This is a genomic window from Cellulomonas sp., assembly GCF_965229465.1.
In the GTDB taxonomy this organism is placed as follows: Bacteria; Actinomycetota; Actinomycetes; order Actinomycetales; family Cellulomonadaceae; genus Cellulomonas.
In genome coordinates, this window is record NZ_OZ245882.1 from 1,953,253 (window position 1) to 1,980,215 (window position 26,963).

Here is a 26,963-nt window from a genome sequence, read left to right on the forward strand (position 1 = left end):
TCAGCCGAGCTGCCAGGTCCAGGCGCCGGTCGCGTCGGTCTGCACGGTCACGGTCGTCGGCACGCCTGCCGGGTCGACCGCGACGCACTGGAACGTCGTCGCCGCGCCGGTGACCAGCTGGTCGGGGCACTGCACCGTCGCGGCGATGCCGGTCTGCGCGGCGATCCCGGCGGCGATCTCGGTCTCGAACGCCTGGGCGTCGTAGCCGACCGCATCCACGGTCTGGTCCGTCATGGCGAGCCGGACGAAGTTCGCCACGAGGAACGCACTGATCACCGCACCGATGATCGACAGGACCAGCGCCCACCGTGCCCGGCCGCGACCCTTGGGCTCCCACCCGGCCGCCTCGAGCGTCCGGGCGCGCTTGAGCCCGACGACGGACAGGATGATCCCGGCCACCGCGGCGATCGGTACGCCGAGCATCGCCAGGATCGAGACCAGCAGCGCCACCCGTGCCGGGGTGTTCTTGCCGTCGCCCAGGTCGGACGTCGGGTTGACCAGGTAGTGGCTCTCGACCGGCTGGATCCAGCCGCCGCCGCCGGCGACCGCAGGAGCGCTGTAGCCGAAGCGTGAGTTGGCCTCTGCGGGCGATGTGGAGGCGGCGGGGTAGTCGAACCGGGACGTGGCCGCGGCGGGGTAGCCGAACCGGGACCCGGCGTCAGGCTGCCCGAACCGGTACTCGGGCGAGATCGCGTCGGGGGTCGACGGTGCGAACCCTTGGCCGTACTGCGAGATCGCAGGGGCGACCGGGGCCACCGGAGTGGGCGCGACAGGCACCGGCGGCGCCTGCACGTGGGTGGTCCAGCTGGCCCCGTCGAACCAGCGCTGTCCCGCCGGGTCGCCCGGGTCCGTGTACCAGCCCGCAGGGGGGTTCCCGGTGGTGGGCGTGCTCACGTCGGCTCCAGTCGTCGGCTCATCGAGGCTGCTGACGACATCGGCAGCGGACCGCGCGTTCTTGACCCGTCAGACGGCGGCGGTCAGCTCTCGAAGAGGCAGAACGGGTGGCCCGCCGGGTCGAGCATGACGCGGACGTCCTCCTGCGGCTGGAACCCCGCGAGGGTCGCTCCCTGCTCGAGCGCGTGCTCGACGCCACGGGTCATGTCGTTCACCCAGATGTCGAGGTGCTCCATCATCTGCTGGTGGTCCGTGGTCGCCGGCCAGACCGGCGTCTCGTAGAGCGGGTCGGAGCTGAACGCGACGCCGGTCCCGCCCCCGGGCGGCCGGAGCAGCACCCAGCCGGGCTCCTCGCCCATCACGCGCCAGCCGAGCAGGCGTCGGTAGAAGTCCCCGAGCGCGTTGGCGTCGCGCGCCTCGAGCACGGTCGTCGAGAGGGAGAAGTCGAGGCCCGCGTGCCGCGTGACCGGCTCCCGGACGGCCGGCCCGCCGAAGATCGTGAGCGGCGACGGGTGCCGCGGCTCGTACAGCCCGAGCGACCCACCGCTGGGCAGCGGGATCTGGGTGACGACCCCCCAGTCCTCGGTGTGCGGGTGGCCGAGCGGTCGGACACCTTTCGCCGCCAGGTCCGCGAGCGTGCGGTCGAGGTCGCCGCACATGAGGTGCAGCGTCGCCCCGTCGGCACTGTCGCCGGGATGCACCCCGAGCTCGGCCGGAGGGAGGGCGAAGATCAGCCACCCGTCGCCCGAGGTCGCATCCGCGACCGACGCCCACCCGAGAACGTCGCGCAGGAACGCGCGGTCTGCGGCGGGGTCGGAGCTGGCCAGCAGCACGTGCAGCGCGGAGATCACCGGTCCAGCGTCCCGACGTGTTCCCGTGTTCGCCACTCGGAAAACCCCTTGGCGGCGGCGGATTCCGGACGTACCGTCGTCGCACACGGGAAGGAGGTGGTCCAGGACATGTTCTATTCCAGGACGCGTGAGGTGACTGTCCGCTAGTCGCCCGAAAGTACTCGGACGGATTGCACAGACGATCCGCCCGCAGGCCCACCCGGACCGGCGAGCGAATCCATGGCAGTCACCGCAGCCCGTGGGAGCCGCGACCTCGTCCTTCGCGGCAGGGCCTCTTCGGAGGCCTGGCCCACGGGCTGTTGCTTGCCCATCTCGTGGCAGGCTGGAGGCGTGGCTCTCAAGAACCCCTCCCAGATCGACCAGATGCGTCCCGCCGGGAAGTTCGTCGCCGGCGTGCTGTCCTCGTTGCGTGACGTCGCCCGCGAGGGGATGACCCTCAAGGAGCTGGACACCCACGCGCACCGGATGATCGACGCCGCCGGTGCCCATTCGGTCTACCTCGGCTACCACCCGTCGTTCGGGGCGATGCCGTACCCGGGCGTGCTGTGCACCTCGGTCAACGACGCCGCCCTGCACGGCCTGCCGTCCGACTACGTGCTCGCCGACGGGGACGTGCTGAGCATCGACTTCGCCGCGCAGGTGCAGGGCTGGGTGGCCGACTCCGCGCTGACGTTCCAGATCGGCACGCAGGACCCGACGGTCCAGAAGCTGATCCAGACCACCGAGAGGGCCCTCGACGCGGGGATCAAGGCCGCGCGTGCCGGCGCGCGGATGGGCGACATCTCGTCGGCTATCGGCACCATCGGACGCGCGGGCGGGTACGGGATCAACGCCGACTTCGGGGGCCACGGCGTCGGGCGCACCATGCACGAGGACCCGCACGTGCCCAACCTCGGGCGTCCCGGCACCGGCCAGAAGCTGAAGGCCGGCCTGGTCATCGCCATCGAGCCGTGGTTCATGGCCGGCGGCGACGAGTACACGATCGACGACGACGGCTGGACCATCCGCACCGGCGACGGCTCCCTGGCCGCCCACGCGGAGCACACGATCGCGATCACCCCGGACGGCCCGCTCGTCCTCACGGCCCGCGACTGACCCACACGTCCGCAACGTCCGAGCAGATGCAGGCCCTGGGCCACCTCTGCTCGGACGTCGCGCTGCGAGTCAGGTGCTGAATCGATCCAGAACAACCTTGAGCGCGTTGTGACCCCCCAGAACGCGCTTAACGTTGTTCTCGCCCAGCCCAGACCGGCGGCGTTCTTGACGGCGGACTTAGATTGGCTCGATCCGGCAACGCCGGCGGATCCGCACGAAAGAGGGCCTCTGATGTCCGCGCTCGTCGATACTGCTCCGCTCATCGGTCACGTCGTCGGGGGTCAGGTGACCACCCCCGAGGGGTCCCGCACCCAGGACGTGTTCGACCCCGCGACCGGACAGGTGTCGGGCCGCGTGCTGCTGGCCGAGCAGGCCGACGTCGACGCGGCGGTCGCGGCGGCGGTGGTCGCGGCGCAGAGCTGGTCGCAGGAGCCTGTCGCCAAGCGGGCCGCGGTGCTGTTCGCGCTGCGGGAGCAGATCGTGCAGTACACCGACGAGCTGGCCGCGATCATCACCGCCGAGCACGGCAAGGTCCTGGCCGACTCCCACGGGGAGATCGCCCGCGGGCTCGAGGTCATCGAGTACGCCTGCGGCATGCCGCAGCTGCTCAAGGGCGAGTACACGGACCAGGCGGCCACGGGTGTCGACGTGTTCTCGTTCCGGGAGCCGCTGGGCGTGGTCGCCGGCATCACCCCGTTCAACTTCCCCGCCATGGTGCCGCTGTGGATGGCGCCGATGGCCATCGCCACGGGCAACGCGTTCGTCCTCAAGCCGTCCGAGCGCGACCCCTCGGCGTCGCTGTTCCTGGCGAAGATGTGGAAGGCCGCCGGGCTGCCGGACGGGGTGTTCTCGGTGGTGCAGGGCGACCGGGTGGCCGTCGACGCGCTGCTCACCCACCCGGACATCGCGGCGGTGTCGTTCGTCGGCTCGACGCCGATCGCGCAGCACGTGCACGCCACGGCCACCGCGCACGGCAAGCGGGTGCAGGCGCTCGGCGGGGCCAAGAACCACGCGGTCGTGCTGGCCGACGCCGACCTGGACCTCGCGGCGACGCACCTGACCGGAGCGGCGTTCGGCGCGGCCGGCGAGCGGTGCATGGCGATCTCGGTGGCGGTCGTGGTCGACGAGGTCGCGGACGCGCTGCTCGACCGGCTGCGGGCCGGGGCGGAGAAGGTCCGGGTCGCACCCGGCAACGACCCCGACTCCGACATGGGCCCCGTGATCACGAAGGCGTCGCAGCTGCGGATCGAGGAGATCGTCACCGACGCGGTCGCCAACGGGGCGTCCGCCGTGGTCGACGGTCGCGGGCACACGGTGGCCGGTCACGAGAACGGGTTCTTCGTCGGCCCCACGGTCCTCGACGGCGTCTCCACGGACATGCGCGCCTACGTCGAGGAGATCTTCGGGCCGGTGCTCGTGGTGATCCGCGCGGCGGACCTGCCCGAGGCGATCGCCCTGGTCAACGCCAACCCGTACGGCAACGGCACCGCGCTGTTCACGTCCTCCGGCGACGCCGCCCGCACGTTCCAGCGCGCGGTGAACGTCGGCATGATCGGCATCAACGTGCCGATCCCCGTACCGGTCGGATGGCACTCGTTCGGCGGGTGGAAGAACTCGCTGTTCGGCGAGAGCCACATCTACGGCCCCGAGTCGGTGCGGTTCTACACGCGCGGCAAGGTGGTCACCAGCCGCTGGCCGAGCAGCCCCGCGACGGCCAGGTTCCACTTCGGCCGCACCACCAGCCACTGACCGCAACGTCCGAGCATGTGGCTGCTCCAGCGACCACATGCTCGGACGTTTGACGCAGGAGAACGTTGCGTCCGAGGAAGTGGCTGCCCTGGCGACCACTTCCTCGGACGCTGCGCTTCTCAGAGGCTGCGCTGGTACGTGCGCATCGCGCGGACCGACCACCACGCGACCAGGGCCGCCAGTGCCGCGAGCAGTGCGCCCCGGCTGGCTACCACCGACCAGTCGACCGACGGGGACATCGCCGTGCGCGCGATCTCCGTCGCCCAGGTCAGCGGGTTGTAGGCGGCGGCCGTCTGCACCCAGTCCGGCAGCAGTGCAGCGGGCATGAGGGCGGTCGAGATGAAGGTCGCCGGCAGCACGATCATGGTCGAGATGCCGATGAGCGCGGTCTGGTCGCGGGCCAGCAGTGCGACCGCGGCCGACAGCGAGCAGAACGCCGCCGCGAGCAGCAGGGACGCCCCGATCGCGAGGGCCATGCCCCCGACACCTCCGGAGTACTGCGCGCCGGCCAGCGCGCCGATCCCGATCACGCAGATCCCCTGCACCACGCAGACCAGCAGCTGCTGCACCAGCTGCCCGGCCACCAGCGACGACCGCGACACGGGGGACGTGAGCATCCGGTCCATGACGCCGGAGCGGATGTCGTCGATGAACCCCGTGCCGGCCCAGGCGCCCGAGTACAGGACCGTCATCATGAGGATGCCCGGCACCAGGAACGTCAGGTAGTCGTCGGTGCCGAAGCCCGGCACGGTGCCGACCGACGAGAACACGTTGCCGAACAGGACCAGCCAGATGACCGGCTGGAGGATCGCGACGCCGAGCCCCCAGGGTTGGCGGATCGCGTCGACGGTCCAGCGCCGGGTGACCTCGGCGGTCTGCGTGAACCAGGACGCGCGCGTCGGCGCGGTGACGGTGCGGGGCAGGGTGAGCGTGCTCATCGGGCGACCTCCTTCGAGGCGACCTCGGCTGACGTCCACGAACGGCCGGCGTGCCGCAGGTAGACGTCGTCGAGGGTGGGACGGGAGACGGCGACGGCTCCGTGCCGCACGCCGGCCGCCTGGAGGGCGGCGATGACGGTGGCGACGACTGCCGGTCCGTCGGCGGTCCGTGCGACGAGCCGGCCGGTCGGACCCTCGACGTGCACGACGACGTCGCGCAGCGCGGTGATCGACGCGACCGCCGACCGCACGAGGTCGGGCGTCGGCTCGACGAGGTCGACCGTGAGCGTGTCCCCCTCGAGCGTGGCCTTCAGCGCGTCCGGGGAACCGAACGCGACCACGCGGCCGCGGTCGACGATCGTCACCCCGTCGGCCAGCCGGTCGGCCTCCTCCAGGTAGTGCGTGGTGAGGACCACGGTCAGCGCGTCCTCGCCCGCCAGCCGTCGGATCTCCGCCCACATCGCGGCGCGCGCCTCGGGGTCGAGCCCGGTGGTGGGCTCGTCGAGGAACAGGACCTGTGGGCTGCCGACGAGGCCGAGCGCCACGTCGAGCTTGCGCCGGGTGCCGCCGGAGAGCTTCCCGGCGCCGCGGTCGGCGGCGTCGGTCAGCCCGAAGCGGTCCACCAGTGCGGCCGCCCGGTCCGACGACGCGGCGCGGGACAGTCCCCGCAGCCGCGCGGCCATCACGAGGTTCTCGCGCGGGCTGAGCAGCGGGTCGGCGCCGGTCCCCTGCGAGACGTAGCCGATGCTCCGGCGGACGGCGTCGGCGTCGCGGACGACGTCACGACCGCCCACGCGGGCGATCCCTGAGGTGGCACGCGCGAGCGTGGTGAGCACCTTCGTGGTGGTGGACTTGCCGGCGCCGTTGGGGCCGAGCAGCCCGTGCACGGTGCCGCCGGGGATGCTGAGCGTGAGGCCGTCGAGGGCCCGGACATCCGGTCGGCCGCGGCCGCCGGGGTAGGTCTTGACGAGGTCGAGCGCTTCGACCACGGGTGCTGCGGGCATGGTGCCGCCTTCGGTCGTGCCGTCCGTTCCTTCCGGCCTGGACGGCGGGTGGTCCGACCGAGCTGCCACCTATGCTGATTCGTGCGGCGGATCGCACAGGTGCCCTCACGGGTCCCGGTCGGTTCGTGGTGGTCGGCCCGGGTGTTCCAGCACCTGGGCCGACCTTCTTCTCTACGGAGGGCTCAGATACGGCGCGAGCGCCTCCGCAAGCTCATCGGGGTCCAGCCGGCCGTGCGTGCTGGCGCGTTGGTGCAGGTCACGCCACAGGTCGACGCCCTCGAACGATCCGTCCGCGATGCTCGTGGCGAGCGCGGTGACGAACCCGAGCTCGGCGCGGACCATGGTGACCTCGTACTCGCCCTCCAGGGAGAAGATGGCCGGCAGGCCCATCGTGCGCGCGTCGGCCAGCCCGCTCTCCAGGCTCGCGACCTGCCGCTCGAGCGACGTCTGCCGCAGCCGCAGCAGCCGGACCACGTCGTCGGGACCCAGCAGCGGCAGGAACGACAGGGCGGCCTCGAACTGCGGGAACTCCTTGGCCGGCGTGCGGACCAGGTCGGTCAGCCAGTCGATGGCCTCCGTCGCGCCGGCGTCGGTGATCCGGTACACCGTGCGGGTCGGGCGGTTGCCCTCCCGCTCGGTCGACGCGGCCTCGATCAGACCGTGCTTCACCAGCGAGTCGACCACCGAGTACAGGGACCCGAAGTTCAGGCGCACCGACTCGTCCTTGCGGCGCTCGCGCAGGGTCATCGACATCTCGTACGGGTGCATCGGGCGTTCCCACAGGAGCGCGAGCACGGCGAGGGCCAGCGGGTTGTTGCGGCTGCGCGGCGCCATGGCTCCTCCTGCTCCGGTCCGAATGCTCGAAACAGAATATATCTCGACTAGTACGCGTTTGCCAAGCACGAACGGCCCGCACCCTGGGGAGGATGCGGGCCGTTCGATCCCACGGGGTCAGTCGACGCGGACGACGACCTTGCCGCGCACGTGGCCGGTCTGGATGGTCTCGTGGGCCGCGGCGGCGTCGGCCAGCTCGAACACCTCGGCGACGTCGACCGTGACGGTGCCGGCGTCGATCAGGGCGGTGAGGGCGTCGAGGTCCTCGGTGCTCGGTCGGACCCAGACGTACTGGCCGCCGAGCTCGTCGCGGGCCGCGGCGTTGACGATCGACGCGACGGTCCCACCCTCGGCCAGCAACGCCCGCGAGGTCCCGACGAGGTCGTCGCCGCCGAAGTCGAGCACCACGTCGACACCCTCGGACGCCAGCGCGCGGACGCGGTCGACGAGCCCGTCGCCGTACTCCACCGGCTCGGCGCCGAGGCCACGCAGGTACTCGTGGTTGCGCGCGGACGCGGTGCCGATCACCCGGGCGCCCAGGGAGCGGGCGATCTGCACGGCGAACGAGCCGACGCCGCCGGCTGCGGCGTGCACGAGGACGGTCTGACCGGCACGGACGCCGGCCCGGCGGATCGTCTGGTACGCGGTCAGCCCGGCCAGCGGCACGGCCGCCGCCTCCTCGAACGAGAGGGATACCGGCTTGCGCGCGAGGGTGCGCACGGGTGCCGCGACGTACTCCGCGAACGTCCCGCCCTGCACCCAGTCGCGCCGCACGTACCCGTAGACCTCGTCGCCGACCTGGTACTCGGGGGTGTCGAGACCCACGCGCTCGACCACGCCGGCGACGTCCCAGCCGGGGACCGCGGGGAACGTCACGTCCATGAGCGCGTCGAGGTGTCCGGCGCGGACCATCCAGTCGACCGGGTTCACCGAGGCGGCGCGCACGCGGACGAGCACGCTGTCGGCGCCGACCTTGGGGGTGGGCTGCTCGGTGAGCTCGAGGACGTCGGGTCCGCCGTAGCGGGAGTAGGTGATGGCTCGCATGATTCGCACAACCTCCGAGGGCCGAGTGGTGTTTCGTGACGTCCGTCGCAGATCATGACGGCATGCCCACCCCGTACTCCGTCATGGTCGTCTGCACCGGCAACATCTGTCGCTCTCCGATGGCGGAGGTGGTCCTGCGCGAGCGGTTCGCCGCCGCAGGCCTGGCCGACCAGGTGGTCGTCGACTCGACGGGCATCAGCGACGAGGAGCACGGCAACCCGGTCGACCGCCGCGCACGGGCCGTCCTCCAGGCCGCCGGTTACCCGACAGGCGACGGGCACCGGGCGCGCCAGGTCCGGTCCGGCGACGAGCGTGACCTGGTGCTGGCGATGACGGACGCGCACGCCCGCGCGCTGCGTCGGCTGCACGTCGACCCGGTGCTCTTCCGCTCGTTCGACCCGGCCGCGACCGGCGACCTCGACGTCGCGGACCCCTGGTACGGCGGCGCTCAGGACTTCGAGGACTGCCTCGCGCAGATCGAGGCGGCGGCCGACGGGATCGTCGACCACGTGCGCGCCGAGCTGGGGAATGCGCGACCCGGCACGAACGGTTGACCCAGGCATGTCCCTCGACGAGATCCCGCTGACCACCCTCAAGGGCGAGCCCACGACGTTCGGCGCGTACGCGGACAAGGTCAAGCTGGTGGTCAACGTGGCCTCCCGGTGCGGCCTGGCCCCGCAGTACGAGACGCTCGAGAAGCTCCAGAAGACCTACGGCGACCGCGGGTTCACGGTGCTGGGCTTCCCGAGCAACCAGTTCCTCCAGGAGCTCGGATCCGAGGAGGCCATCGCGGAGTACTGCTCGGCCACCTGGGGCGTGACGTTCCCGATGTTCGAGAAGGTCAAGGTCAACGGCCGGCACCAGCACCCGCTGTACGCCGAGCTGACGAAGGCCCGGGACGCGTCGGGCAAGGCCGGTCGGGTCACGTGGAACTTCGAGAAGTTCGTCGTCACGCCTGACGGGTCGGTGCACCGGTTCCGCCCGCAGACCGTGCCGGACGCGCCCGAGATCGTCGAGCTGATCGAGGCGTCCCTGCCCGCGTAGCTACAGCCAGCGGTTGCGCCGGAAGGCTCGGTGCAGGCCGACGCAGACGACGCCGATGCCGGCCAGCACGATCCAGAACCCGAGCGCCCAGTCCGAGGCCGGCAGGTAGTCGAAGTTCATCCCGTACAGGCCGGCGATCGCGGTGGGCACCAGGGCGATCGCCGCCCACGCGGAGATCTTGCGCATGTCGGAGTTCTGTTGGACCGTCACGCGGTTCTGCTCGACGGTCACCTGCGCGAGGTCGGCCTGCAGGACCCCGGTGAGCAGGGCGTCGGCAGCCTCGATGAGCTCCGCGGCACGCAGCGCATGGTCCTGGACGTCCCGGAAGTACGGCCGCGAGTAGGCGGGGATGCACGGCACCTGCTCGTCGGCCAGGCTCGTCAGCGGCTGGACCAGGGGCACCACCGCGCGGCGGAACTGCTGCACCTCGCGCTTGAGCTTGTAGATCCGCTCGGCGTGGTCGTTGCCGGGGTCGTCGCCGAACACCTGGTCCTCGATCTGGTCGAGGTCCTCGTCGATCGACGCGGTGACGTCGAGGTACTGGTCGACGGTCTTGTCCAGGATCCCGTGAAGCACCGCCGGCGGACCGTGCTGGAGCATCTCGGGGTCGGCCTCGAGCGCCGCCCGCACCTGTGCCGGGATCGTGGTGTCGCCGTGCCGGACGACGATGACGAACCGGTCGCCCAGGAAGATCGCGAGCTCGCTGACCTCGACCACCTCGACGTGGTCGACGTAGTGCACCGGCTTGACCACCGCGAACGTGACTCCGCCGTAGTGCTCGAGCTTGGGCCGCTGGTGGGCTCGGATGGCGTCGTCGATGGCCAGCTCCGGCAGGTCGAAGCCCTCGGCGAGGAGGTCGAACTCGTCGGTGGTGGGCTCCACCAGGCCGATCCACACGAAGCCGTCCTCCGCCTCGGCCTCCTTCAGCGCCAGGCGGAGGTCGTCGATGCGGTGCCGGCGGTGTCCGGCGGAGTAGAGCGCGCAGTCCACGATCACGACACGAAGGCTAGACCGCGCGGTGCCCCGTCCTGCGCGACAGACTGGCTGGACCGTCGACGCATGCCGGCGGCACCGTGGAAGAAACCCCGGAGGATCGCGTGAAGTTCGAGATCTACAAGGACAAGGGTGGCGAGTTCCGGTTCCGGATCGTCGCCACGAACGGCAACGTCCTCGCCGCCAGCGAGGGCTACTCGGCGAAGGCGTCGGCCCAGAACGCCATCGACCGCATCAAGTCCGACGCCGCCGGCGCAGACACCGTCGACAACAGCTGACCTCGGGCGCACGGGTCCGGCGCCGCTGCCGGGCCCGTGCGTCACGATGACCCCATGAAGGTTGCCGCCCGCGCCCACGTCCCCCCGTTCGCCGTGATGGAGATCCTGGCCGCCGCGAACGCGCGCCGGGCCGCCGGCGAGGACGTGCTGAACCTCTGCGCGGGCGAGCCGTCGACCGGGGCCTCGGAGGTCGTGCGGCAGCGCGCGATCGACCTGCTGACCTCGGGCGACCTCGGGTACACCGAGTCGCTGGGTGCGCCGGCCCTGAGGGCGGCGATCGCGCAGCACTACCTCGACACGTACGACGTGGTGCTCGCCCCGCGCCAGATCGCCGTGACCACAGGGTCGTCGGGCGGCTTCGTGCTCGCGTTCCTCGCGGCGTTCGACGTCGGCGACCGGGTGGCGCTCGCGGTCCCCGGCTACCCGGCGTACGCCAACATCCTCGCGGCCCTCGGGTGCGACGTCGTGGTGGTCCCCTGCGGTCCCGAGACCCGGTACCAGCCGACCGTCGCGCAGCTCGAGGCGCTGGACGGCCCCCTCGAGGGGCTGGTGATCGCCAGCCCGGCCAACCCGACCGGCACGATGATCGACCCCGACGAGCTTGCCGCGATCTCCGACTGGTGCGCGAGGAACGGCGTGCGGCTGATCAGCGACGAGATCTACCACGGGATCACCTACGGCTCCGAGGCGACCGCCACCGCGGCCCGGTACCTGGACCGCGGCGCCGTCGTCGTGAACTCGTTCTCCAAGTACTGGGCCATGACGGGCTGGCGCCTGGGCTGGCTGGTGCTCCCGGACGACCTGATCACGACCGTCGACGCGCTGGCCGGCAACGTCGCCCTCTGCCCGCCGGCCCTGGCCCAGCACGCCGGGGTCGCCGCGTTCAGCCCCGCCGGGTACGCGGCGGCCCGCGAGAACGTCGAGCGCTACGCCGCGGCCCGCTCGCACCTGCTCGACCGGCTGGCCGAGCTGGGCTGGGCGCGCATCGCCCCCGCGGACGGGGCGTTCTACCTGTACGCCGACATCTCCGCGAGCGGACTGGACTCGATCACCTGGTGCGCGAGGCTGCTCGACGAGGCCGGTGTCGCGCTCACGCCGGGCACCGACTTCGACCCCGTCGACGGGCACCACTGGGTGCGGTTGTCGTTCGCGTCGTCGGTGGACGTGGTGCGCCAGGCCGTGGACCGCATCGTCGCCTGGCAGCGAACCCTGCCGTAACACGCGCCACCTACAGTCACGGCCATGGACGTGGCGGTGCTCGGTGCGACGGGCGATGTGGGACGGCAGATCTGCACGCAGCTGGTGGAGCGGCGGATCCTGCCGACGACGTCGCGCCTCCAGCTGGTCGGCCGGCTCGACGGCGCCTCCGGACGCGCGGTGCACGGGCTGCGCGCGGACCTGATCGACGCGTACGACGAGCACGCACCGCTGCTGGACGTGGCCCTGGACCCGGCGGACGTGGTGGCCGACGTCGTGGTGGTCGCCGCGGGGGCGACCGCACCGGCGTCGGCGGGTGCGCCGATGACCCGGGCGCAGCTCGCGGAGCAGAACCTCGCCGCGTTCACCGCGTACGCGGACGCCCTGGCCCGGTACGGCTCGGGGCAGGAGGTGGTCGTCGTGGTCTCCAACCCGGTCGAGCTCGGGGTCGCGGTGATGGCCTCCGCCCTCAAGCGGCACCGCGTGATCGGGATGGGCGCGTGGCTGGACACCCTGCGGTTCCGCCGGGAGATCGCGGTGTCGCTCGGGGTCCGACGCCACCGCGTGGCCGGGTTCGTGGCCGGGCAGCACGGGGACGACCTGGTGCCGCTGTGGTCGTCCGTGCGGATCAGCGGGCTCGACGTCGACGAGCGGCGGCGAGCGGTGGCCCGGCTGCGCGGCGGGCGGTCGCTCGACGGGTTCGGGGCGGAGATCGCGTCCGCCAAGGAGCAGCTCGCTGGCCTGCGGGACATGGGCGAGGCGTTCGCGCTCATCGACAGCTGGCCGCCGGACCTGCGGGTGGTCGCGCGTCCGTGGATGACGCATCAGAGCGGTGCCAAGACCGCGGCCGGCACCGCGAGCGCGACGATCGACCTGGTGGACACCATCCTCGACGGGCGGGACATCGTGGTCGCGGGGCAGGTGGCGCTCGCTGGCGAGGTGCTGGACCGCACGGGGGTGCTGGGCGTCCCGGTGGTGGTCGGGCAGGAGGGGTGGTCGCGGGTGCTGCTGGACGAGCCTGCCCCCGACGAGGTCCGCAGGCTGACCGCCGTGGCGGACCGGATCGACGCGGCGAACGCGCCGTGGCTGGGGGGCCACGCATGATCTCCGACGACGACGACCGCTGGGTGGCCTTCGTCCGCGCCGACCACCGGACCGGGACCATCGCCGCGCTCGCCGGGGTGTTCGCCACGCGCGGCGTCAACTTCGAGTCGCTGGCCACGGGAGACGTCGAGGGGGATGACGGCCTGGTCGTCGTGACGTTCCGGACCAGCGAGCGCCGTCAGCGCGTGCTGGTGCGCAGTGTCGAGCGGCTGGACGCGGTGCGCAGCGTGCTCGTGCGCCGGGCCGAGGACCTCGGCGTCCGCGCGGCGGCGGTGGTCCACCTGCCCCGCACGGTCGACTTCCGGCCGCCCAAGCACGCGGCGGTCAGCTGGTCGGGGTCGTCGCTGCTGGGCCAGCCGGTGCTGATCGAGGGGCCCCTGGTGGACGTGGAGGCCGTCGTCGCCGCGGCGCGCGCCGCGGGAGCCCGGTCTGAGGCGACGGTCATCGAGCCGCCCGCCGCGACATAGGTTGGCACTGTGCCCCTGCCCGCCCTGGTCCCGCCAGGACCGCCCCTGACCCCCGCGCAGACCGAGCGCGGGTCCCGCCACCTGCTGCTCGCAGAGCTCGGTGTCGACGGCCAGCGCCGGCTGCGCAGTGCGCGCGTGCTCGTCGTCGGCGCCGGCGGGCTGGGCGCGCCCGTGCTCCAGTACCTCGCGGCGGCGGGAGTCGGGACGATCGGGATCGTCGACGACGACGTGGTCGACGTCAGCAACCTCCAGCGCCAGGTCATCCACCGGTCGGCCGACGTGGGCCGGCCGAAGGTCGACAGCGCGCACGACGCCGTCGCGGCGCTCGACCCGGACATCCGCGTGGTCGCGAACCGCACGCGGCTGACCAGCGAGAACGTCGACCAGATCCTGCGCGGCTACGACGTCGTCGTCGACGGGACCGACAACTTCCCCACCCGCTACCTGGTCAACGACGCGTGCGTCCGGCTCGGTCTGCCCGAGGTGTGGGGCTCGGTGCTGCGGTTCGACGCGCAGACCACCGTGTTCTGGGGCCGCCAGGGCGTGGAGCTGCGCGACCTGTTCCCCTCACCGCCGGGGCCCGACGAGGTCCCGTCCTGCGCCGAGGCCGGCGTGCTCGGCGCGCTCTGCGGGCAGGTCGGCTCGATCATGGCCACCGAGGTGGTCAAGCTCATCACCGGCACCGGCGAGAGCCTGCTCGGCCGCGTGCTGGTCATCGACGCCCTGCGTGGCCGGTGGACCGAGATCCCCCTGGCCGCACGCCTCACACCACACCCGAGATCTGAGGAGCCCGCCATGTCCGACGTCCCCGTCGTCACCGCCCCCGAGCTGGTCCGGCGGCTCGCCGCCCGCGAGGCCGGCACCGACGACTTCCTGCTCATCGACGTCCGCGAGCCCGCGGAGCACGCGCAGGCGTCCATCCCTGGCGCGGTGCTCGTGCCGCTGGGCACGGTGTTCGACGGCACCGCGCTGGCCGACCTGCCGCGCGACCGGGAGATCGTCGTGCACTGCCAGGTGGGCGCTCGGTCGCTCACGGCGGCGAAGATCCTGCGGGGCGCGGGCTTCGACGCCTCGAACGTCGACGGCGGGATCCTCGCCTGGATGGACGCCAGCTGACCGTGCGCTCCCTCACCGAGCACCGCGCGGCAGCCCTCGCGCTGGCCTCGCCCCTGCCCGCCGTCGAGGTGCTCCTGGACGACGCGGACGGCCTCGTCGTCGCCGGCGACCTGCGCACCGACGAGCCTCTGCCGCGCTGGGACAACTCCGCGATGGACGGCTACGCGGTCCGGCAGGCCGACGTGGTGGACCTGCCGACGACGCTTCGTGTGGTGGCGGACCTACCGGCCGGCTCGGCGGACGAGCCCGTGGTCGGACCCGGCACCGCGGCGCGGATCATGACGGGCGCCCCGGTGCCCGAGGGTGCCGACACGATCGTCCCCGTCGAGCTGACCGATGCCGGGACCGCCGCCGTGCTGGTGCGCGAGGCCCCGGCCGCAGGCGTGCACGTCCGGCGGGCCGGCGAGGATGCCGTACCCGGCGACGTGGTGGTCGCGGCGGGCACGCTGCTCGGACCGGCCGCCGTCGCCGCGGTCGCCTCGCTCGGGCTCGCCACCGTGCGCGTGCACCGACGCCCGCGCGTCGCCGTCGTCTCCACCGGCGACGAGCTGGTGCCCCCGGGCACGCCGCTGCGCCGCGGCCAGCTGCCCGACTCGAACTCCTGGCTGCTGGCGTCCGCGGTCCGGGATGCCGGTGGCACGCCCGTGCGGATCGGCCCGGCGCCCGACGACGTCGACGCCCTGCGGTCGGTGCTCGCGGACCTCGACGGCACGGTCGACGCGATCGTCACGTCCGGCGGCGTGAGCGTCGGCGCGTACGACGTGGTCAAGGCCGCGCTGGCCGACGACCCCGGCGTCGAGTTCCTCGCGGTCGCCGTGCAGCCCGGCAAGCCGCAGGGCCTGGGACGGCTCCCCGGCGGCACCCCGATCTACACGCTGCCCGGCAACCCGGTGAGCTCGTTCGCGTCGTTCGAGATGTTCGTGCGCCCCGCGATCCTGCGCATGCGCGGGCTCGCCGACGTGGAGCGTCCGTCGATGTCCGCGGTGGCCGACGAGGGCTGGACGACTCCGCCCGGCCGCGCGCAGCTCATGCCGGTGCGCTGGGTGGGCCCCGATCGCATCGTGCGGGCGACCGGGCGCGGCTCGGGCTCGCACCTGGTCGCGCGCCTCGCGCTGGCCGAGGGGCTCGCCGTCATCCCCGCCGAGATCGACACGGTCGTCGCCGGCGACCGCGTCGCCGTCCTGAAGGTGAGCCCATGAGCGAGCAGTTCACGCACCTCGACGCGGCCGGGCACGCCCGGATGGTCGACGTGACCGCCAAGCAGCCGACCGTCCGGGAGGCCACCGCCAGCGGCCGGGTCCAGTGCGGGCCCTCCGTGATCGCGGCGTTGCGCGACGGATCCGTGCCGAAGGGGGACGTGCTCGCGGTCGCCCGGATCGCCGGCATCGCCGCCGCGAAGCGCACCCCCGAGCTCCTGCCCCTGGCGCACGTCATCGGCGTGCACGGCGTGGTGGTCGACCTCGAGATCACCGACGAGGGCGTCTCGATCACCGCTACCGTCCGCACGGCCGACCGCACGGGCGTCGAGATGGAGGCGCTCACCGCGGTGTCCGTGGCAGCGCTCGCGGTGGTCGACATGGTCAAGGGCCTCGACAAGTCCGTCCGGATCGCCGACGTGCAGCTGGAGGCGAAGTCGGGCGGGCGCTCGGGCGACTGGCGGCGCGACGCGTGACCTCCGCCGGTCACGGGCTGACGGACCCGCCGACGTTCGATGCGATCGTGTTGGCCGGCGGTCGGGCCCGCCGGCTCGGGGGCGTCAGCAAGGCCGAGGTCGAGGTGGGCGGGACCGCGCTGCTCGACCATGCGCTCGCGGCCGTGGCGGGCGCGGCGCAGGTCGTCGTCGTCGGGCCGCCGGACGTCGCGCGGCCGGGGGTCGTGACCGTGCTGGAGGACCCGCCGGACGGCGGCCCGGTGGCGGGGATCGGCGCCGGGGTCGCGCACCTGCGCGACGACGGCCCCGAGCTGGTGGTCGTTCTCGCGTGCGACGTACCCGGCGCCGGCCGCGTCCTGCCCGCGCTGCTCGCCGCCGTCGGGGGTGCGGACGGCGCGCGGATGGTCGGTGCCGAGGGTCGACCGCAGCACCTCGTGGCCGTCTACCGCCGGACGGCCCTGAGGTCGGCGCTCGACGCGCTGCCGGACCTGCACGGTGCCGCGGTGCACAGGCTCGTCGGGGGCCTGCACCTGGTGGACGTCCCGGACGAGCAGGGTGCGACCGCCGACGCGGACACCTGGGCCGACGTGGAACGCCTCGACGCAGCGCTCAGTGACAGGATCGAGCCATGACCGACGACCCCCGCCGCGCGCCCGGCGCCGACCTGCCCGCCTGGATCGAGAACCTGACCGCCGCACTGGGCGTCGACCCCACGATCGTGGACACCGACCGGATCCTCGGCGTCGCCGCCGACGTCGCCCACCAGGTGGCCCGGCCGGCCGTCCCGATCACGATGTTCATCGCGGGTCTGGCCGCCGCAGGGACCGACCCGGCGCCGATCCTCGCGCGGATCGAGGCCGAGGCCGCCGCCTGGACCGCCGAGCAGTGATCACCGTCCGCTACTTCGCCGCTGCCGCGGAGGCCGCCGGGGTGGACACCGAGCAGCTGCCCGCGGGCACCGCTGCCCAGGTCAGGGCCGCGATGGTGGGCCTGCACGGGACCGCACTGGACCGGGTGCTCGGCCGGTGCGCGCTGCTCGCGGACGGCACGCGGGTCGAGGCCGACGACCCGGTCCCCGCCGGCGCGACTCTGGACGTGCTGCCCCCGTTCGCCGGCGGCTGACCCGCTGCGACGTGCCGCCCGGCAGCGACGGAGCGCCGCGACACGAGCACGTCGGCGGCCACGGGCGTTCGCGTGAAGACTTCGTTCCCCCAGGCGCAACGAAGTCTTCACGCGAACGCGCGGACGCGAGCCGCGACGAGCGCTCGACCCTGTCAGCCGCCGATCGCGCTCATCGGGCGGTCCGGCTGCAGGAAGCTCGGGTCGTCGATGTCGTGCCCGGCCTTCTTGCCCGCCAGGCACCGCCGGTACGCGTCGGCCAGCGCGGTGTCGACGTCGGCGGCCACCGGGGCGGGCCGGGCAGGGGCGTCCGTGCCGATCCGCACGGCCTGACCGGGTCCGATCCCGAGCGCCGCGGCGTCGGGCTCGGCCGACTCGCCGCGCAGCAGGTCCCGCACGTTCGTCTCCGTCTGCGAGAACAGGCACGCCCGCAGCTGCCCGTCGGCGGTGAGGCGCAGCCGGTCGCAGGCGCCGCAGAAGGGTGCGGTGACCGACGCGATGACCCCGACCGTGCCGGGTCCGCCGTCCACCGTCCAGAGCTCCGCGGGCGCCGCGCCGCGGCCGGGCACCTCCTCGAGCGTGAACTCCGCGCGCAGCCGCGCCAGGATCTCCGCCTGCGTCACCATCTCCGCGCGGTCCCACGTGTGGCCGGCGTCGAGCGGCATCTGCTCGATGAACCGCATCTGGTAGCCGCGCTCCACGGCGAACCGCGTCAGGGCGACCACTTCGTCGTCGTTCACCCCGCGCATGGCCACCGCGTTGATCTTCACGGGGTGCAGCCCTGCGGCGTCCGCGGCGGCGATCCCGGCGAGCGTCTCCACCAGCTTGTCGCGGCGCGTCAGCTCCAGGAACTTCGCGCGGTCGAGCGTGTCCAGGCTGATGTTCACGCGGGACAGCCCGGCATCCTTGAGGTCGGAAGCGAGCCCGGGCAGGCGCAGCGCGTTCGTCGTCAGCGACACCTCGGGGCTGCCGGCGGGGCCGGTCAGGGCGGTCAGCCGACGGACGACGTCGACGATGTCCACGCGCAGCAGCGGCTCGCCGCCGGTCAGCCGGATCTCCGTGATGCCCAGGGAGACCCCGACGCGCGCGACGTGCACGATCTCCTCGGTGCTGAGCATGGTGCTCCGCGCGAGCCACGGGACACCCTCCGCGGGCATGCAGTAGGTGCAGCGCAGCGAGCACCGGTCGGTCAGCGAGATCCTCAGGTCGCGGTGCACGCGCCCGAACCGGTCCACCAGCTGCTCGCTCATGACATCCCCACCCACACGTGCGACCCGTCCTCGAGCACCTCACGCTTCCACACCGGCAGCTCGGCCTTGACGGTCTCGACGAGCGCGCGGCACACCTCGAACGCCTCGGCCCGGTGCGCGGTCGAGACCGCCGCGACGATCGCGGCCTCCCCGACCGCCAGGTGCCCGACACGGTGGCTCACGGCGATGCCCAGCACGTCGTCGGTCAGGGCCGCCTGCGCGATCCGCGCCAGGACGTCCTGCGCGCTCGGGTGCGCGGTGTAGTCGAGCCCCACCACGCGGCCCGCGACCGACGGGTCGTGATCCCGCACCAGCCCGACGAACGTCGCCACGGCCCCCGCGCGCGGATCGCTCACATGTTCCACGTGAAACTGCAGGTCGAGCGGCTGATCGAGCACCTGGGCGATCACGAGTGGTCTCCTCCGGTGAGCTGGTCGAGGAGGTGGTCGACCAGCGGCAGCAGCACGTCGAGCCCGTCGGCCACACCGGTCGGCGAGCCGGGCAGGTTCACGACGAGCGCGCCGCCCTCGGTCACGCCGGCGATGCCACGCGAGAGGACTGCGGTGGGAACGGTCGTCGCACCCTCGCGCCGGAGCAGCTCGGCGATCCCGGGCAGCTCGCGGTCGAGCACCGGCCGGGTGCCCTCGGGGGTCCGGTCGCGCGGCCCGACGCCAGTCCCGCCCGACGTCACGACGAACCGCGCGCCGCCCTGGAGTGCGCCGCGCAGCGCCCGCTCGACGGACTCGGCACCGTCCGGCACCACCGCCACGGCGTCCACCGCGAAGCCGGCGGTGAACAGCTTGTCCACGGCCACCGGCCCGGACCTGTCCTCGCGCTCGCCGGCGGCGGACCGGTCGGACACGACGATCACCGCAGCCAGGGGTGACGTGGGCGTCTGCACCGGGCCAATCTACGCACGCGACCCCCATCCGTGGACGGTCGGCCTGCCTCCTGGACATCGCCCGGTACGCTGACCACACAACTTCACACGCTGCTCGAACCGCGGCGGGAGAGCTCCCGCAGAAGGTTGCGGGGCGCCGAAGGAGCAACCCTCCCCGGGAATCTCTCAGGCCCCTGTACCGCCACGGCGAGGCAACTCTGGAAAGCGGACCGACCCTTGCGAGGGCGAGGTCCCACCGACGGTGCAAGCCGGCGCGCCCCGACAGGCGGACCGGCAAAACTCTCAGGTCTGCACGTGCCTACGCACGGTGCAGGTGACAGAGCGGGGAGCCCACCCACCGTCCCGGCACGTCCGGACGACCTTGCGGAGCAGCCCGTGACCGATCTGAGCCAGTTGCACGACGCCGTCGTGAACGGTGTCCCTGCCCTCCACCTCGACGAGTCCCACGACGTCGTCGCGTTCACCAGCATCGAGCACACGCCTGCCGCCGAGGTCTTCGCCGACCGCCACATCGGCCCCCGCGGCGGCGAGACCGCCCACATGCTCTCGGTCGTCGGCTACCACTCGCTCGACGAGCTGGTCGACGCCGCCGTCCCCGCGAGCATCCGCACGGACCGCCCGCTGGACCTGCCCGCCGCACGCTCCGAGGAGGAGGTCCTCGCCGCGCTGCGCACGATCGCCGGCAAGAACCGCGTGATGACGCAGATGATCGGTCAGGGCTACTCCGACACCATCACCCCCGCGGTCATCCGCCGGAACGTGCTCGAGTCGCCCGCCTGGTACACCGCCTACACCCCGTACCAGCCGGAGATCTCGCAGGGCCGCCTCGAGGCGCTGCTCAACTTCCAGACGATGGTCACCGACCTCACCGGCCTCGACCTGGCCAACGCGTCGCTCCTCGACGAGGCCACCGCGGTCGCCGAGGCGGTCGCGCTGATGTGGCGCGCGGCCCGCGGCAAGGCCGGAACCGTCGTGCTCGACGCCGACCTGTTCGGCCAGTCGCTCGCCGTCACGCTCGGCCGCGCGGAGGCCATCGGCCTGCCGGTCGTGGTCGCGGACCTCACGGACGGGCTGCCGGAGATCGAGGGCGACCTCATCGGCGTCGTCGTCCAGCAGGTCGGTGCGTCGGGCCGCGTACGCGACCTGCGCCCGATCATCGAGGACACCAAGGCGCGCGGCGGCCTGGTCACGGTCGCCGCCGACCTGCTCGCGCTCACCCTGCTGACCTCCCCCGGCGAGCTCGGCGCCGACGTGTCGGTCGGCTCCGCCCAGCGCTTCGGCGTCCCGCTGTTCGGCGGTGGCCCGCACGCCGCGTTCATGGCCGTGCGGAACGGTCTGGAGCGCATGCTGCCCGGCCGGCTCGTGGGCGTCTCCATCGACGCCGACGGTGCCCGCGCCTACCGCCTCGCCCTGCAGACGCGCGAGCAGCACATCCGCCGCGAGAAGGCGACGAGCAACATCTGCACCGCGCAGGCGCTGCTGGCGATCGTCGCGTCGATGTACGCGGTCTACCACGGGCCTGACGGCCTGCGGGCGATCGGCGAGCGGGTGCACGCGCACGCCGCCGGTCTGGCCGAGCTCCTCACCGGCGTCGGTGTCACGGTCGAGCACGACACGTTCTTCGACACGGTCCGCACCGTCGTCGCCGGCAAGGCCCGCGAGGTCGTCGCGCAGGCCGCGGCGGCCGGGGTGAACCTGTGGGCGCCGGACGACGACCACGTGCAGATCGCCGCCGACGAGCGCACCACCGACGACCACGTCCTCCGGATCGTGCTCGCGTTCGCCGCGGCCGGTACGACGACTCTGGAGGCCGAGGACGGCGCCTACGCGTTCGGGTTCTCCGGGGCCGGCGCCAGCAACGCGCTCCCGGCGGACCTCCGTCGCACGAGCGCCTACCTCCAGCACCCCGTCTTCCACCTGCACCGCTCCGAGACCGCGATGCTGCGCTACCTGCGCCGCCTCTCGGACAAGGACCTGGCCCTGGACCGCACGATGATCCCGCTGGGCTCGTGCACCATGAAGCTCAACGCCACGGCGGAGATGGAGCCCATCTCCTGGCCGGAGTTCGCCACCATCCACCCGTACGCCCCCACGGACCAGACCGAGGGCTACGCGGAGCTGGTCACCGAGCTGCAGGACTGGCTGGCCGAGATCACCGGGTACGCCGCGGTGTCGGTGCAGCCGAACGCGGGCAGCCAGGGCGAGCTCGCCGGGCTGCTGGCCATCCACGGGTACCACGCGTCCCGCGGCGACCAGCGCGACGTCTGCCTGATCCCCGCGTCGGCGCACGGCACCAACGCGGCGTCGGCGGCGCTCGCGGGCATGCGCGTGGTGGTCGTCGCGACGGCCGACGACGGCTCGATCGACCTGGCCGACCTGCGCGCCAAGCTGGAGCAGCACGGCCCGAAGGTCGCGGCGATCATGATCACCTACCCCTCGACGCACGGCGTCTACGAGGAGGGTGTCCGCACCGTCTGCGACCTCGTGCACGAGGCCGGCGGGCAGGTCTACATCGACGGAGCCAACCTCAACGCGCTCGTCGGGCTGGCGCGGCCGGGCGAGATCGGTGGCGACGTCAGCCACCTCAACCTGCACAAGACGTTCTGCATCCCGCACGGCGGCGGCGGCCCGGGCGTCGGGCCGGTCGCGGTCGCGGCACACCTGGCCCCGTTCCTGCCGGGCGACCCGACCCCCGCGTCGGCCACGACGAACACGGTCGCCCCGGTCAGCGCCGCCCCGTGGGGCTCCGCAGGCATACTCCCGATCTCGTGGGCCTACGTCGCGCTCATGGGTCCCGACGGCCTCAAGACGGCCACCGAGACGGCCGTCCTGGCGGCGAACTACCTGGCCACGCGCTTGTCGGGCCACTTCCCCGTGCTCTACACCGGCCCCAACGGGCTCGTGGCGCACGAGTGCATCCTCGACCTGCGGGACATCACCAAGGACACCGGGGTGACCGCCGAGGACGTGGCCAAGCGCCTGATGGACTACGGCTTCCACGCCCCGACCCTGTCCTTCCCGGTGCCCGGCACGCTCATGGTGGAGCCCACCGAGAGCGAGGACCTGGCCGAGCTGGACCGGTTCGTCGACGCCCTGGTCTCGATCAGGAGCGAGATCGACGATGTCATCGTCGGCACAGCCGGTCGGTGGCCCCTCGCCGACTCCCCGCTGCGCAACGCTCCGCACACGGCCGCCGCGCTCAGCGCGAACAGCTGGGACCACGCGTACGACCGCGAGCTCGCCGCGTTCCCCGTCGCCGCCCTGCGCGAGGGCAAGTACTGGCCGCCGGTCCGCCGGATCGACGGCGCGCACGGCGACCGGAACCTGGTCTGCTCGTGCCCGCCCATCGAGGCTTACTCCGAAGGAACAGCATGAGGGACGAGAGCATGGACACCCTGAGCCCCCTGCACGCCGAGCACGTCGCCCTGGGCGCCGCCCTCACCAGCTTCGCGGGCTGGCAGATGCCGTTGCGCTACTCGTCGGACATCGCCGAGCACACCGCGGTCCGCACCGCGGCGGGGCTGTTCGACCTGTCGCACATGGGCGAGATCGGGGTGACGGGACCGGACGCCGCGCGGTTCCTCGACTATGCCCTCGTCGGCAACCTGTCCACGCTGAAGCTGCTGGGCGCCCGCTACACCATGATCTGCGCGGAGGACGGGGGCGTCGTCGACGACCTCATCGTCTACCGGGACACCGAGGACACGTTCCTGGTCGTCGCCAACGCGTCCAACCACGACACCGTGCTGGCTGCGTTCGCCGAGCGCACCGCGGGCTTCGACGTGACCGTCGAGGACCGCTCCCCGCAGACCGCCCTGATCGCGGTCCAGGGCCCGCGTGCCCTGGAGATCCTGCGGGCGACCGAGGGTCTGGCCGAGGCCGGTCACGACGCCGAGACGCTGAAGTACTACGCCGCGATGCCCATGACCTTCCGGGGCGAGCCGGTCCTCGTCGCGCGCACCGGCTACACCGGCGAGGACGGCTTCGAGTTCTTCCTCGCCGCCGAGCTCGCCCCCGCCCTGTGGCAGGCGTTCCTCGTGGCCGGCGAGCCGTTCGGGCTGGTGCCCGCCGGCCTGTCCGCGCGCGACAGCCTCCGCCTGGAGGCCGGCATGCCGCTGTACGGCAACGAGCTCGACCGGACGACCACCCCCCACGACGCCGGCCTCGGCCGCGTGGTCAAGCTCGACAAGGTCGACGCCGACGGCAACCCGCTGCCGTTCGTCGGCCGCGCCGCGCTCGAGGCCCGCGGACAGTCGGAGCCGGCCCGCGTGCTGGTGGGGCTCGAGGGGCTCGGTCGCCGGGCCGCCCGACACGGCTATCCCGTGAAGCACTCCACCGCTGCGGACGCCTCGACGGTCGGTACCGTCACGTCCGGAGCGCCCTCGCCGACCCTCGGACATCCGGTGGCGATGGCCTACGTGACCCCCGAGGTGAGTGCCCCAGGCACAGAGCTCGCGGTTGACGTGCGCGGGCGCCACGAACCCGTCAGGGTGGTCGCTCTTCCCTTCTACCGCCGACCCCGGTAGACCAAGCCCTAGAGATGTCGACAGGAGCCAGGCACATGACAGCGGAGCTGCCCACCCACCTGCACTACACGGTCGAGCACGAATGGCTGGATGACGGCGCCCCGGCGACCGTCGGCATCACCGGGATCGCGGCTGACGCGCTCGGCGACATCGTCTACCTCGAGCTCCCCGCTGTGGGTGAGGAGATCACCGCCGGCGCGGTCGTCGGCGAGATCGAGTCGACCAAGTCGGTCTCGGAGCTCTACTCGCCGGTCTCTGGCACGGTCGTCGAGGTGAACCAGGCCGCCGTCGACGACCCGTCGGTCGTCAACTCCGACCCCTACGGACAGGGCTGGCTGCTGAAGGTCGATGTCTCGTCGACCGGGCCGCTGCTGACTGCCACGGAGTACACAGCTCAGAACGCGGGCTGAACCCAGGACGAATCACCACCGTTACACAGATGTCACACGCGCTCGCTCGCGCGTCAGCCGTCTGGGTGAAAACCCGCGGATCCTCACGCGTTCGGCGTATCTGACGCAGCAGTCGACGTTCATTGTGGGTGGCAAGCGCGATCGGGCGCATGGCGGGGGGGAACCCGCGCATGACGAGATTGCTGGAAGTGGCGTCATGGCTCACGACCAGCCCTCTCTCATCCGGTACGCAGCCCAGAGCGTGAGCCGGACCCCCCGGATCCACGCAGCACACCGGAGGAACATCATGAGCATGTTGGAGACGAGCAGGTCCGTCAGTGTCGTGAACGACGCCCTCACGCGCCGCGAGCGTGTCGTGCTGGCGGAGCTCGCCGAGGACGTCACCCTGGAGGAGATCGCGACGCGCCTCTTCGTGACGCGGAACACCGTGAAGTCGCAGGTCCGCAGCGTGTACCGCAAGATCGGTGCCTCGACGCGCGCCGAGGCCGTCGCCTGGGCCGTCGCGCACGGCATCCGCTGATCGTGATCGGACGGCTCAAGCCACCGGGCCGTCCCGCGGTCGCCGACCCCGCGTCACGCGGGACTGGCAGACTCACCGCATGACCTCACCCGTGCTCGTCGTCGCCGCTGCGATCGTGGACGACCTCGACGACCCTCGTGAGCTGTTGGCCGCGCGCCGGGCTGTGCCGGCGCGGCTGGCGGGCCGCTGGGAGTTCCCCGGCGGCAAGGTGGACGGGGACGAGTCGCCCGAGGACGCCCTGCACCGGGAGATCCGCGAGGAGCTCGGTGTGCGGATCGGCCTCGGCGACGAGCTCGTCGGCCCCGACGACGGGCTGTGGCGTCTCTCCGACGAGTACGTGATGCGCATCTGGTTCGCTGAGGTGGTCGAGGGCACGCCGGAGCCGCTCGTCGAGCACGACGAGCTGCGGTGGCTTGCGGCGCACCAGTGGCACGACGTGCCGTGGCTCGACGCGGACGTGCGCATCGTCGACAGGCTGGCGAGCCTGACGGTCCGTCTCGGCTGAGACCGGTCGTGCCCTGCCCCCTCCGGTGGTGGGTGCGCTGGTCAGATCACCAGCGGTGGTTGGCGTTCGCCATGCACGTCTGGCCGGTGCCACGGCAGTAGCTGCACTCACCGGACCAGCGCTTGCGACCGGCGCCATCACACCGCTCGCACACCTGCACGGCGGAGTTGCACTCGTCGCACTTCACCATGTCGATCTCCCATTACGTCGTTGTACGGCCCTGCTCTGGGAAGGATCGGCACGTGCCTAGGGGGTAATGAGCCCGGGTGGGTGGCGGTTGGTCACGAATCGGTTTCAGTTCGCCAGGGCAAGGGCCGTTCGCCTGACAGCCTCCGTGAGGGTCGCGGTCGAGGCGGCCAGGTTCAGCCGGACGAATCCGGCGCCCTCGACGCCGAACGTGGGGCCCTGGTTGAGGGCCACCCGTCCGCCGCGCAGGGCGAGCCGCGCGGGGTCGGCGCCGGCCCGGACGGCGGGCGCCGCGCGCAGGTCGATCCACGCGAAGTAGGTGGCCTCGGGCACGGCCCAGACCGCGTCGGGGATCGCGTCGGCCAGCAGTGACGCCAGGAGGCGCTGGTTGTCGCCGAGCCCGCGCAGGACGTCGTCCAGCCACGGCCCGCAGTCGCGCAGCGCGGCGGTCTGCGCGACGACGCCGAGGTGCATCACGCCGTGGCCGACCAGCTCCGGGAGGCGGGCCAGGTCCTGCGTCGCCGCAGGCCCGGGTACCGCCAGGGCCGCCCGCAGGCCCGCGAGGTTGAACGCCTTGGACGCGGAGTGCAGGGCGATCGCGTCGGGGATCTGGGTGGTCGCCGGCACGAAGCGCGGTGCCGAGCCGTCCGCGGCGGTGGGGATCAGGGGAGCGTGGATCTCGTCGGAGACCACCTGCACGCCGTGCTGCGCGGCGAGCTCGCCGACGGCCCGGAGCTCGGCCGCCGTGTGCAGGGTGCCTGTCGGGTTGTGCGGGTGGCAGAGGAGGTACGCCGCGCGCTTCCCGTGCGCACGCGCGTGCGCGAACGCCTCCCCCAGCACGGGCAGGTCTAGCCGTCCGTCCGGGCGCAGCGGAGCCGTGACCACCCGGCGGTCGGCGTGCTCGACGAAGCCGCGGAACGGGGGGTAGACGGGCGGGTTGATGACGACGGCGTCGCCGGGGTCGGTGAGCAGCCCCAGCAGCTCGACGATCCCGAGCATCACGTCAGGCACCGTGCGCGTGGCCGGCACGTCCACGTCCCAGCCGTAGCGCTCGGCGGCGAACGCGGCGAAGGCCTCGGCGTACGCGGTGCCCTCGGAGTACCCGGTGTCCCCGGCGCGCAGCGCGTCGGTCACCGCCCGGATCACCGGCTCCGGCTGCGGCACGTCCATCTCGGCGACGAACAGCGGCAGGACGTCCGGCGGGTAGTGCTGCCACTTCACGCTCGTCCGTCGGCGCAGCTGGTCCAGCGGGACGGAGTCGAAGATCGTCACCGGACCGACCCTAGG

General features: G+C 72.7%; 30 protein-coding genes and 1 riboswitch. Of the genes, 19 read left to right on the forward strand and 11 right to left on the reverse strand.

Translation table 11 applies throughout. From position 1 onward, the window contains the following. Together ACO06A_RS09415 and ACO06A_RS09420 are read right to left on the reverse strand one after the other, a co-directional pair. Positions 1–894, reverse strand: a complete 894-nt coding sequence (locus ACO06A_RS09415; RefSeq protein ID WP_421735747.1) for a DUF2510 domain-containing protein — start codon at positions 892–894, stop codon at positions 1–3. Positions 895–977: 83 nt separating this feature from the next. Continuing rightward, on the reverse strand, positions 978–1,745 hold the full coding sequence (locus tag ACO06A_RS09420) for a VOC family protein (protein WP_421735748.1): 768 nt from the start codon (positions 1,743–1,745) through the stop codon (positions 978–980). A gap of 330 nt (positions 1,746–2,075) precedes the next feature. On the opposite strand from ACO06A_RS09420, the gene map reads away from it, so the two are divergent. Then, on the forward strand, positions 2,076–2,840 hold the full coding sequence (gene map, locus ACO06A_RS09425) for a type I methionyl aminopeptidase (protein ID WP_421735749.1): 765 nt from the start codon (positions 2,076–2,078) through the stop codon (positions 2,838–2,840). A gap of 231 nt (positions 2,841–3,071) precedes the next feature. After that, entirely contained in the window at positions 3,072–4,589 is a 1,518-nt protein-coding gene (locus tag ACO06A_RS09430; RefSeq protein ID WP_421735750.1) for a CoA-acylating methylmalonate-semialdehyde dehydrogenase, read from the forward strand. Positions 4,590–4,708: 119 nt separating this feature from the next. Here the strand turns inward: ACO06A_RS09430 and ACO06A_RS09435 are convergent, their stop codons facing one another. The 4 genes from ACO06A_RS09435 to ACO06A_RS09450 form a co-directional block, all read right to left on the reverse strand. Further along, positions 4,709–5,527, reverse strand: coding sequence for an ABC transporter permease (locus tag ACO06A_RS09435; RefSeq protein WP_421735751.1), 819 nt, complete (start codon positions 5,525–5,527; stop codon positions 4,709–4,711). After that, positions 5,524–6,531: an ABC transporter ATP-binding protein gene (locus ACO06A_RS09440; RefSeq protein WP_421735752.1), complete on the reverse strand. Its 1,008-nt coding sequence runs from the start codon at positions 6,529–6,531 to the stop codon at positions 5,524–5,526. Before ACO06A_RS09440 ends, ACO06A_RS09435 begins: the two co-directional genes overlap by 4 nt. 171 nt (positions 6,532–6,702) lie before the next feature. Next, the gene (locus tag ACO06A_RS09445) at positions 6,703–7,365 is read right to left on the reverse strand and encodes a helix-turn-helix transcriptional regulator (protein WP_421735753.1); all 663 of its coding nucleotides are present in this window, start codon (positions 7,363–7,365) and stop codon (positions 6,703–6,705) included. Between the two features lie 117 nt (positions 7,366–7,482). Then, positions 7,483–8,409, reverse strand: a complete 927-nt coding sequence (locus tag ACO06A_RS09450) for an NADP-dependent oxidoreductase (RefSeq protein ID WP_421735754.1) — start codon at positions 8,407–8,409, stop codon at positions 7,483–7,485. A gap of 62 nt (positions 8,410–8,471) precedes the next feature. Between ACO06A_RS09450 and ACO06A_RS09455 the strand changes: the two genes are divergently transcribed. After that, complete coding sequence (locus ACO06A_RS09455; protein WP_421735755.1) at positions 8,472–8,963, forward strand: low molecular weight protein-tyrosine-phosphatase; 492 nt, start codon at positions 8,472–8,474, stop codon at positions 8,961–8,963. A 7-nt stretch (positions 8,964–8,970) separates the two neighbouring features. Beyond that, the gene (locus tag ACO06A_RS09460) at positions 8,971–9,453 is read left to right on the forward strand and encodes a glutathione peroxidase (RefSeq protein WP_421735756.1); all 483 of its coding nucleotides are present in this window, start codon (positions 8,971–8,973) and stop codon (positions 9,451–9,453) included. On the opposite strand, the gene ACO06A_RS09465 is transcribed toward ACO06A_RS09460, so the two are convergent. Continuing rightward, on the reverse strand, positions 9,454–10,449 hold the full coding sequence (locus tag ACO06A_RS09465) for a magnesium and cobalt transport protein CorA (RefSeq protein WP_421735757.1): 996 nt from the start codon (positions 10,447–10,449) through the stop codon (positions 9,454–9,456). Positions 10,450–10,550: 101 nt separating this feature from the next. Here ACO06A_RS09465 and ACO06A_RS09470 point away from each other — a divergent pair, with 101 nt between their 5' ends. From ACO06A_RS09470 to ACO06A_RS09515, 10 genes are read left to right on the forward strand one after another with little or no spacing between them, the layout of a single operon-like run. Beyond that, positions 10,551–10,724, forward strand: a complete 174-nt coding sequence (locus ACO06A_RS09470; RefSeq protein WP_421735758.1) for a YegP family protein — start codon at positions 10,551–10,553, stop codon at positions 10,722–10,724. A 54-nt stretch (positions 10,725–10,778) separates the two neighbouring features. Next, a complete protein-coding gene (locus tag ACO06A_RS09475) occupies positions 10,779–11,942 on the forward strand; it encodes an aminotransferase class I/II-fold pyridoxal phosphate-dependent enzyme (protein WP_421735759.1) in 1,164 nt (387 codons plus the stop codon). Positions 11,943–11,966: 24 nt separating this feature from the next. Further along, positions 11,967–13,025, forward strand: coding sequence for a lactate/malate family dehydrogenase (locus ACO06A_RS09480; RefSeq protein ID WP_421735760.1), 1,059 nt, complete (start codon positions 11,967–11,969; stop codon positions 13,023–13,025). Next, a complete protein-coding gene (locus ACO06A_RS09485) occupies positions 13,022–13,492 on the forward strand; it encodes a hypothetical protein (RefSeq protein WP_421735761.1) in 471 nt (156 codons plus the stop codon). The genes ACO06A_RS09480 and ACO06A_RS09485 overlap by 4 nt, the downstream gene beginning before the upstream one ends. A 9-nt stretch (positions 13,493–13,501) precedes the next feature. Continuing rightward, complete coding sequence (gene moeB, locus ACO06A_RS09490) at positions 13,502–14,608, forward strand: molybdopterin-synthase adenylyltransferase MoeB (RefSeq protein ID WP_421735762.1); 1,107 nt, start codon at positions 13,502–13,504, stop codon at positions 14,606–14,608. Positions 14,609–14,610: 2 nt separating this feature from the next. Beyond that, a complete protein-coding gene (gene glp / locus ACO06A_RS09495) occupies positions 14,611–15,807 on the forward strand; it encodes a gephyrin-like molybdotransferase Glp (RefSeq protein ID WP_421735763.1) in 1,197 nt (398 codons plus the stop codon). Then, positions 15,804–16,280, forward strand: coding sequence for a cyclic pyranopterin monophosphate synthase MoaC (gene moaC, locus ACO06A_RS09500; protein WP_421735764.1), 477 nt, complete (start codon positions 15,804–15,806; stop codon positions 16,278–16,280). Before glp ends, moaC begins: the two co-directional genes overlap by 4 nt. Further along, a complete protein-coding gene (gene mobA / locus ACO06A_RS09505) occupies positions 16,277–16,891 on the forward strand; it encodes a molybdenum cofactor guanylyltransferase (RefSeq protein ID WP_421735765.1) in 615 nt (204 codons plus the stop codon). The genes moaC and mobA overlap by 4 nt, the downstream gene beginning before the upstream one ends. Beyond that, positions 16,888–17,148 carry a DUF6457 domain-containing protein gene (locus ACO06A_RS09510; protein WP_421735766.1) on the forward strand — a complete coding sequence of 87 codons (261 nt, stop codon included), beginning with the start codon at positions 16,888–16,890 and terminating at the stop codon, positions 17,146–17,148. The genes mobA and ACO06A_RS09510 overlap by 4 nt, the downstream gene beginning before the upstream one ends. After that, complete coding sequence (locus ACO06A_RS09515; protein WP_421735767.1) at positions 17,145–17,381, forward strand: MoaD/ThiS family protein; 237 nt, start codon at positions 17,145–17,147, stop codon at positions 17,379–17,381. Before ACO06A_RS09510 ends, ACO06A_RS09515 begins: the two co-directional genes overlap by 4 nt. 152 nt (positions 17,382–17,533) lie before the next feature. Here ACO06A_RS09515 and moaA read toward each other — a convergent pair whose 3' ends face one another. From moaA to ACO06A_RS09530, 3 genes are read right to left on the reverse strand one after another with little or no spacing between them, the layout of a single operon-like run. Then, positions 17,534–18,628 (reverse strand): GTP 3',8-cyclase MoaA, encoded by a 1,095-nt coding sequence (gene moaA / locus ACO06A_RS09520; protein WP_421735768.1) that lies wholly within the window; start codon positions 18,626–18,628, stop codon positions 17,534–17,536. Further along, positions 18,625–19,038: a molybdenum cofactor biosynthesis protein MoaE gene (locus tag ACO06A_RS09525; protein WP_421735769.1), complete on the reverse strand. Its 414-nt coding sequence runs from the start codon at positions 19,036–19,038 to the stop codon at positions 18,625–18,627. The genes moaA and ACO06A_RS09525 overlap by 4 nt, the downstream gene beginning before the upstream one ends. Further along, the gene (locus ACO06A_RS09530; protein ID WP_421735770.1) at positions 19,035–19,529 is read right to left on the reverse strand and encodes a MogA/MoaB family molybdenum cofactor biosynthesis protein; all 495 of its coding nucleotides are present in this window, start codon (positions 19,527–19,529) and stop codon (positions 19,035–19,037) included. Before ACO06A_RS09530 ends, ACO06A_RS09525 begins: the two co-directional genes overlap by 4 nt. A gap of 95 nt (positions 19,530–19,624) precedes the next feature. Further along, positions 19,625–19,720, forward strand: a riboswitch (glycine riboswitch). A gap of 277 nt (positions 19,721–19,997) precedes the next feature. On the opposite strand from ACO06A_RS09530, the gene gcvP reads away from it, so the two are divergent. The 5 genes from gcvP to ACO06A_RS09555 all read left to right on the forward strand — a co-directional run bounded on the left by gcvP (position 19,998) and on the right by ACO06A_RS09555 (position 25,490). Next, positions 19,998–22,904, forward strand: a complete 2,907-nt coding sequence (gene gcvP, locus ACO06A_RS09535) for an aminomethyl-transferring glycine dehydrogenase (RefSeq protein WP_421736043.1) — start codon at positions 19,998–20,000, stop codon at positions 22,902–22,904. Next, complete coding sequence (gene gcvT, locus ACO06A_RS09540) at positions 22,901–24,055, forward strand: glycine cleavage system aminomethyltransferase GcvT (protein WP_421735771.1); 1,155 nt, start codon at positions 22,901–22,903, stop codon at positions 24,053–24,055. Before gcvP ends, gcvT begins: the two co-directional genes overlap by 4 nt. Positions 24,056–24,090: 35 nt before the next feature. Beyond that, entirely contained in the window at positions 24,091–24,465 is a 375-nt protein-coding gene (gcvH, locus tag ACO06A_RS09545) for a glycine cleavage system protein GcvH (RefSeq protein ID WP_175347018.1), read from the forward strand. 286 nt (positions 24,466–24,751) lie between these two features. After that, the gene (locus ACO06A_RS09550) at positions 24,752–24,985 is read left to right on the forward strand and encodes a helix-turn-helix domain-containing protein (RefSeq protein ID WP_175347019.1); all 234 of its coding nucleotides are present in this window, start codon (positions 24,752–24,754) and stop codon (positions 24,983–24,985) included. Positions 24,986–25,064: 79 nt separating this feature from the next. Continuing rightward, positions 25,065–25,490 (forward strand): (deoxy)nucleoside triphosphate pyrophosphohydrolase, encoded by a 426-nt coding sequence (locus ACO06A_RS09555; RefSeq protein ID WP_175347020.1) that lies wholly within the window; start codon positions 25,065–25,067, stop codon positions 25,488–25,490. 294 nt (positions 25,491–25,784) lie between these two features. On the opposite strand, the gene ACO06A_RS09560 is transcribed toward ACO06A_RS09555, so the two are convergent. Continuing rightward, complete coding sequence (locus tag ACO06A_RS09560) at positions 25,785–26,948, reverse strand: MalY/PatB family protein (RefSeq protein ID WP_421735772.1); 1,164 nt, start codon at positions 26,946–26,948, stop codon at positions 25,785–25,787. Positions 26,949–26,963: the final 15 nt, after the last annotated feature.

Coding starts and splice junctions, on each gene's coding strand:
- ACO06A_RS09430 (WP_421735750.1), top strand. CDS start 3,072: ATGTCCGCGCTCGTCGATACTGCTCCGCTCATCGGTCACGTCGTCGGG.
- ACO06A_RS09435 (WP_421735751.1), bottom strand. CDS start 5,527: ATGAGCACGCTCACCCTGCCCCGCACCGTCACCGCGCCGACGCGCGCG.
- ACO06A_RS09440 (WP_421735752.1), bottom strand. CDS start 6,531: ATGCCCGCAGCACCCGTGGTCGAAGCGCTCGACCTCGTCAAGACCTAC.
- ACO06A_RS09445 (WP_421735753.1), bottom strand. CDS start 7,365: ATGGCGCCGCGCAGCCGCAACAACCCGCTGGCCCTCGCCGTGCTCGCG.
- ACO06A_RS09450 (WP_421735754.1), bottom strand. CDS start 8,409: ATGCGAGCCATCACCTACTCCCGCTACGGCGGACCCGACGTCCTCGAG.
- ACO06A_RS09455 (WP_421735755.1), top strand. CDS start 8,472: ATGCCCACCCCGTACTCCGTCATGGTCGTCTGCACCGGCAACATCTGT.
- ACO06A_RS09460 (WP_421735756.1), top strand. CDS start 8,971: ATGTCCCTCGACGAGATCCCGCTGACCACCCTCAAGGGCGAGCCCACG.
- ACO06A_RS09475 (WP_421735759.1), top strand. CDS start 10,779: ATGAAGGTTGCCGCCCGCGCCCACGTCCCCCCGTTCGCCGTGATGGAG.
- ACO06A_RS09480 (WP_421735760.1), top strand. CDS start 11,967: ATGGACGTGGCGGTGCTCGGTGCGACGGGCGATGTGGGACGGCAGATC.
- ACO06A_RS09485 (WP_421735761.1), top strand. CDS start 13,022: ATGATCTCCGACGACGACGACCGCTGGGTGGCCTTCGTCCGCGCCGAC.
- moaC (WP_421735764.1), top strand. CDS start 15,804: ATGAGCGAGCAGTTCACGCACCTCGACGCGGCCGGGCACGCCCGGATG.
- ACO06A_RS09510 (WP_421735766.1), top strand. CDS start 16,888: ATGACCGACGACCCCCGCCGCGCGCCCGGCGCCGACCTGCCCGCCTGG.
- moaA (WP_421735768.1), bottom strand. CDS start 18,628: ATGAGCGAGCAGCTGGTGGACCGGTTCGGGCGCGTGCACCGCGACCTG.
- gcvT (WP_421735771.1), top strand. CDS start 22,901: ATGAGGGACGAGAGCATGGACACCCTGAGCCCCCTGCACGCCGAGCAC.
- gcvH (WP_175347018.1), top strand. CDS start 24,091: ATGACAGCGGAGCTGCCCACCCACCTGCACTACACGGTCGAGCACGAA.
- ACO06A_RS09550 (WP_175347019.1), top strand. CDS start 24,752: ATGAGCATGTTGGAGACGAGCAGGTCCGTCAGTGTCGTGAACGACGCC.
- ACO06A_RS09555 (WP_175347020.1), top strand. CDS start 25,065: ATGACCTCACCCGTGCTCGTCGTCGCCGCTGCGATCGTGGACGACCTC.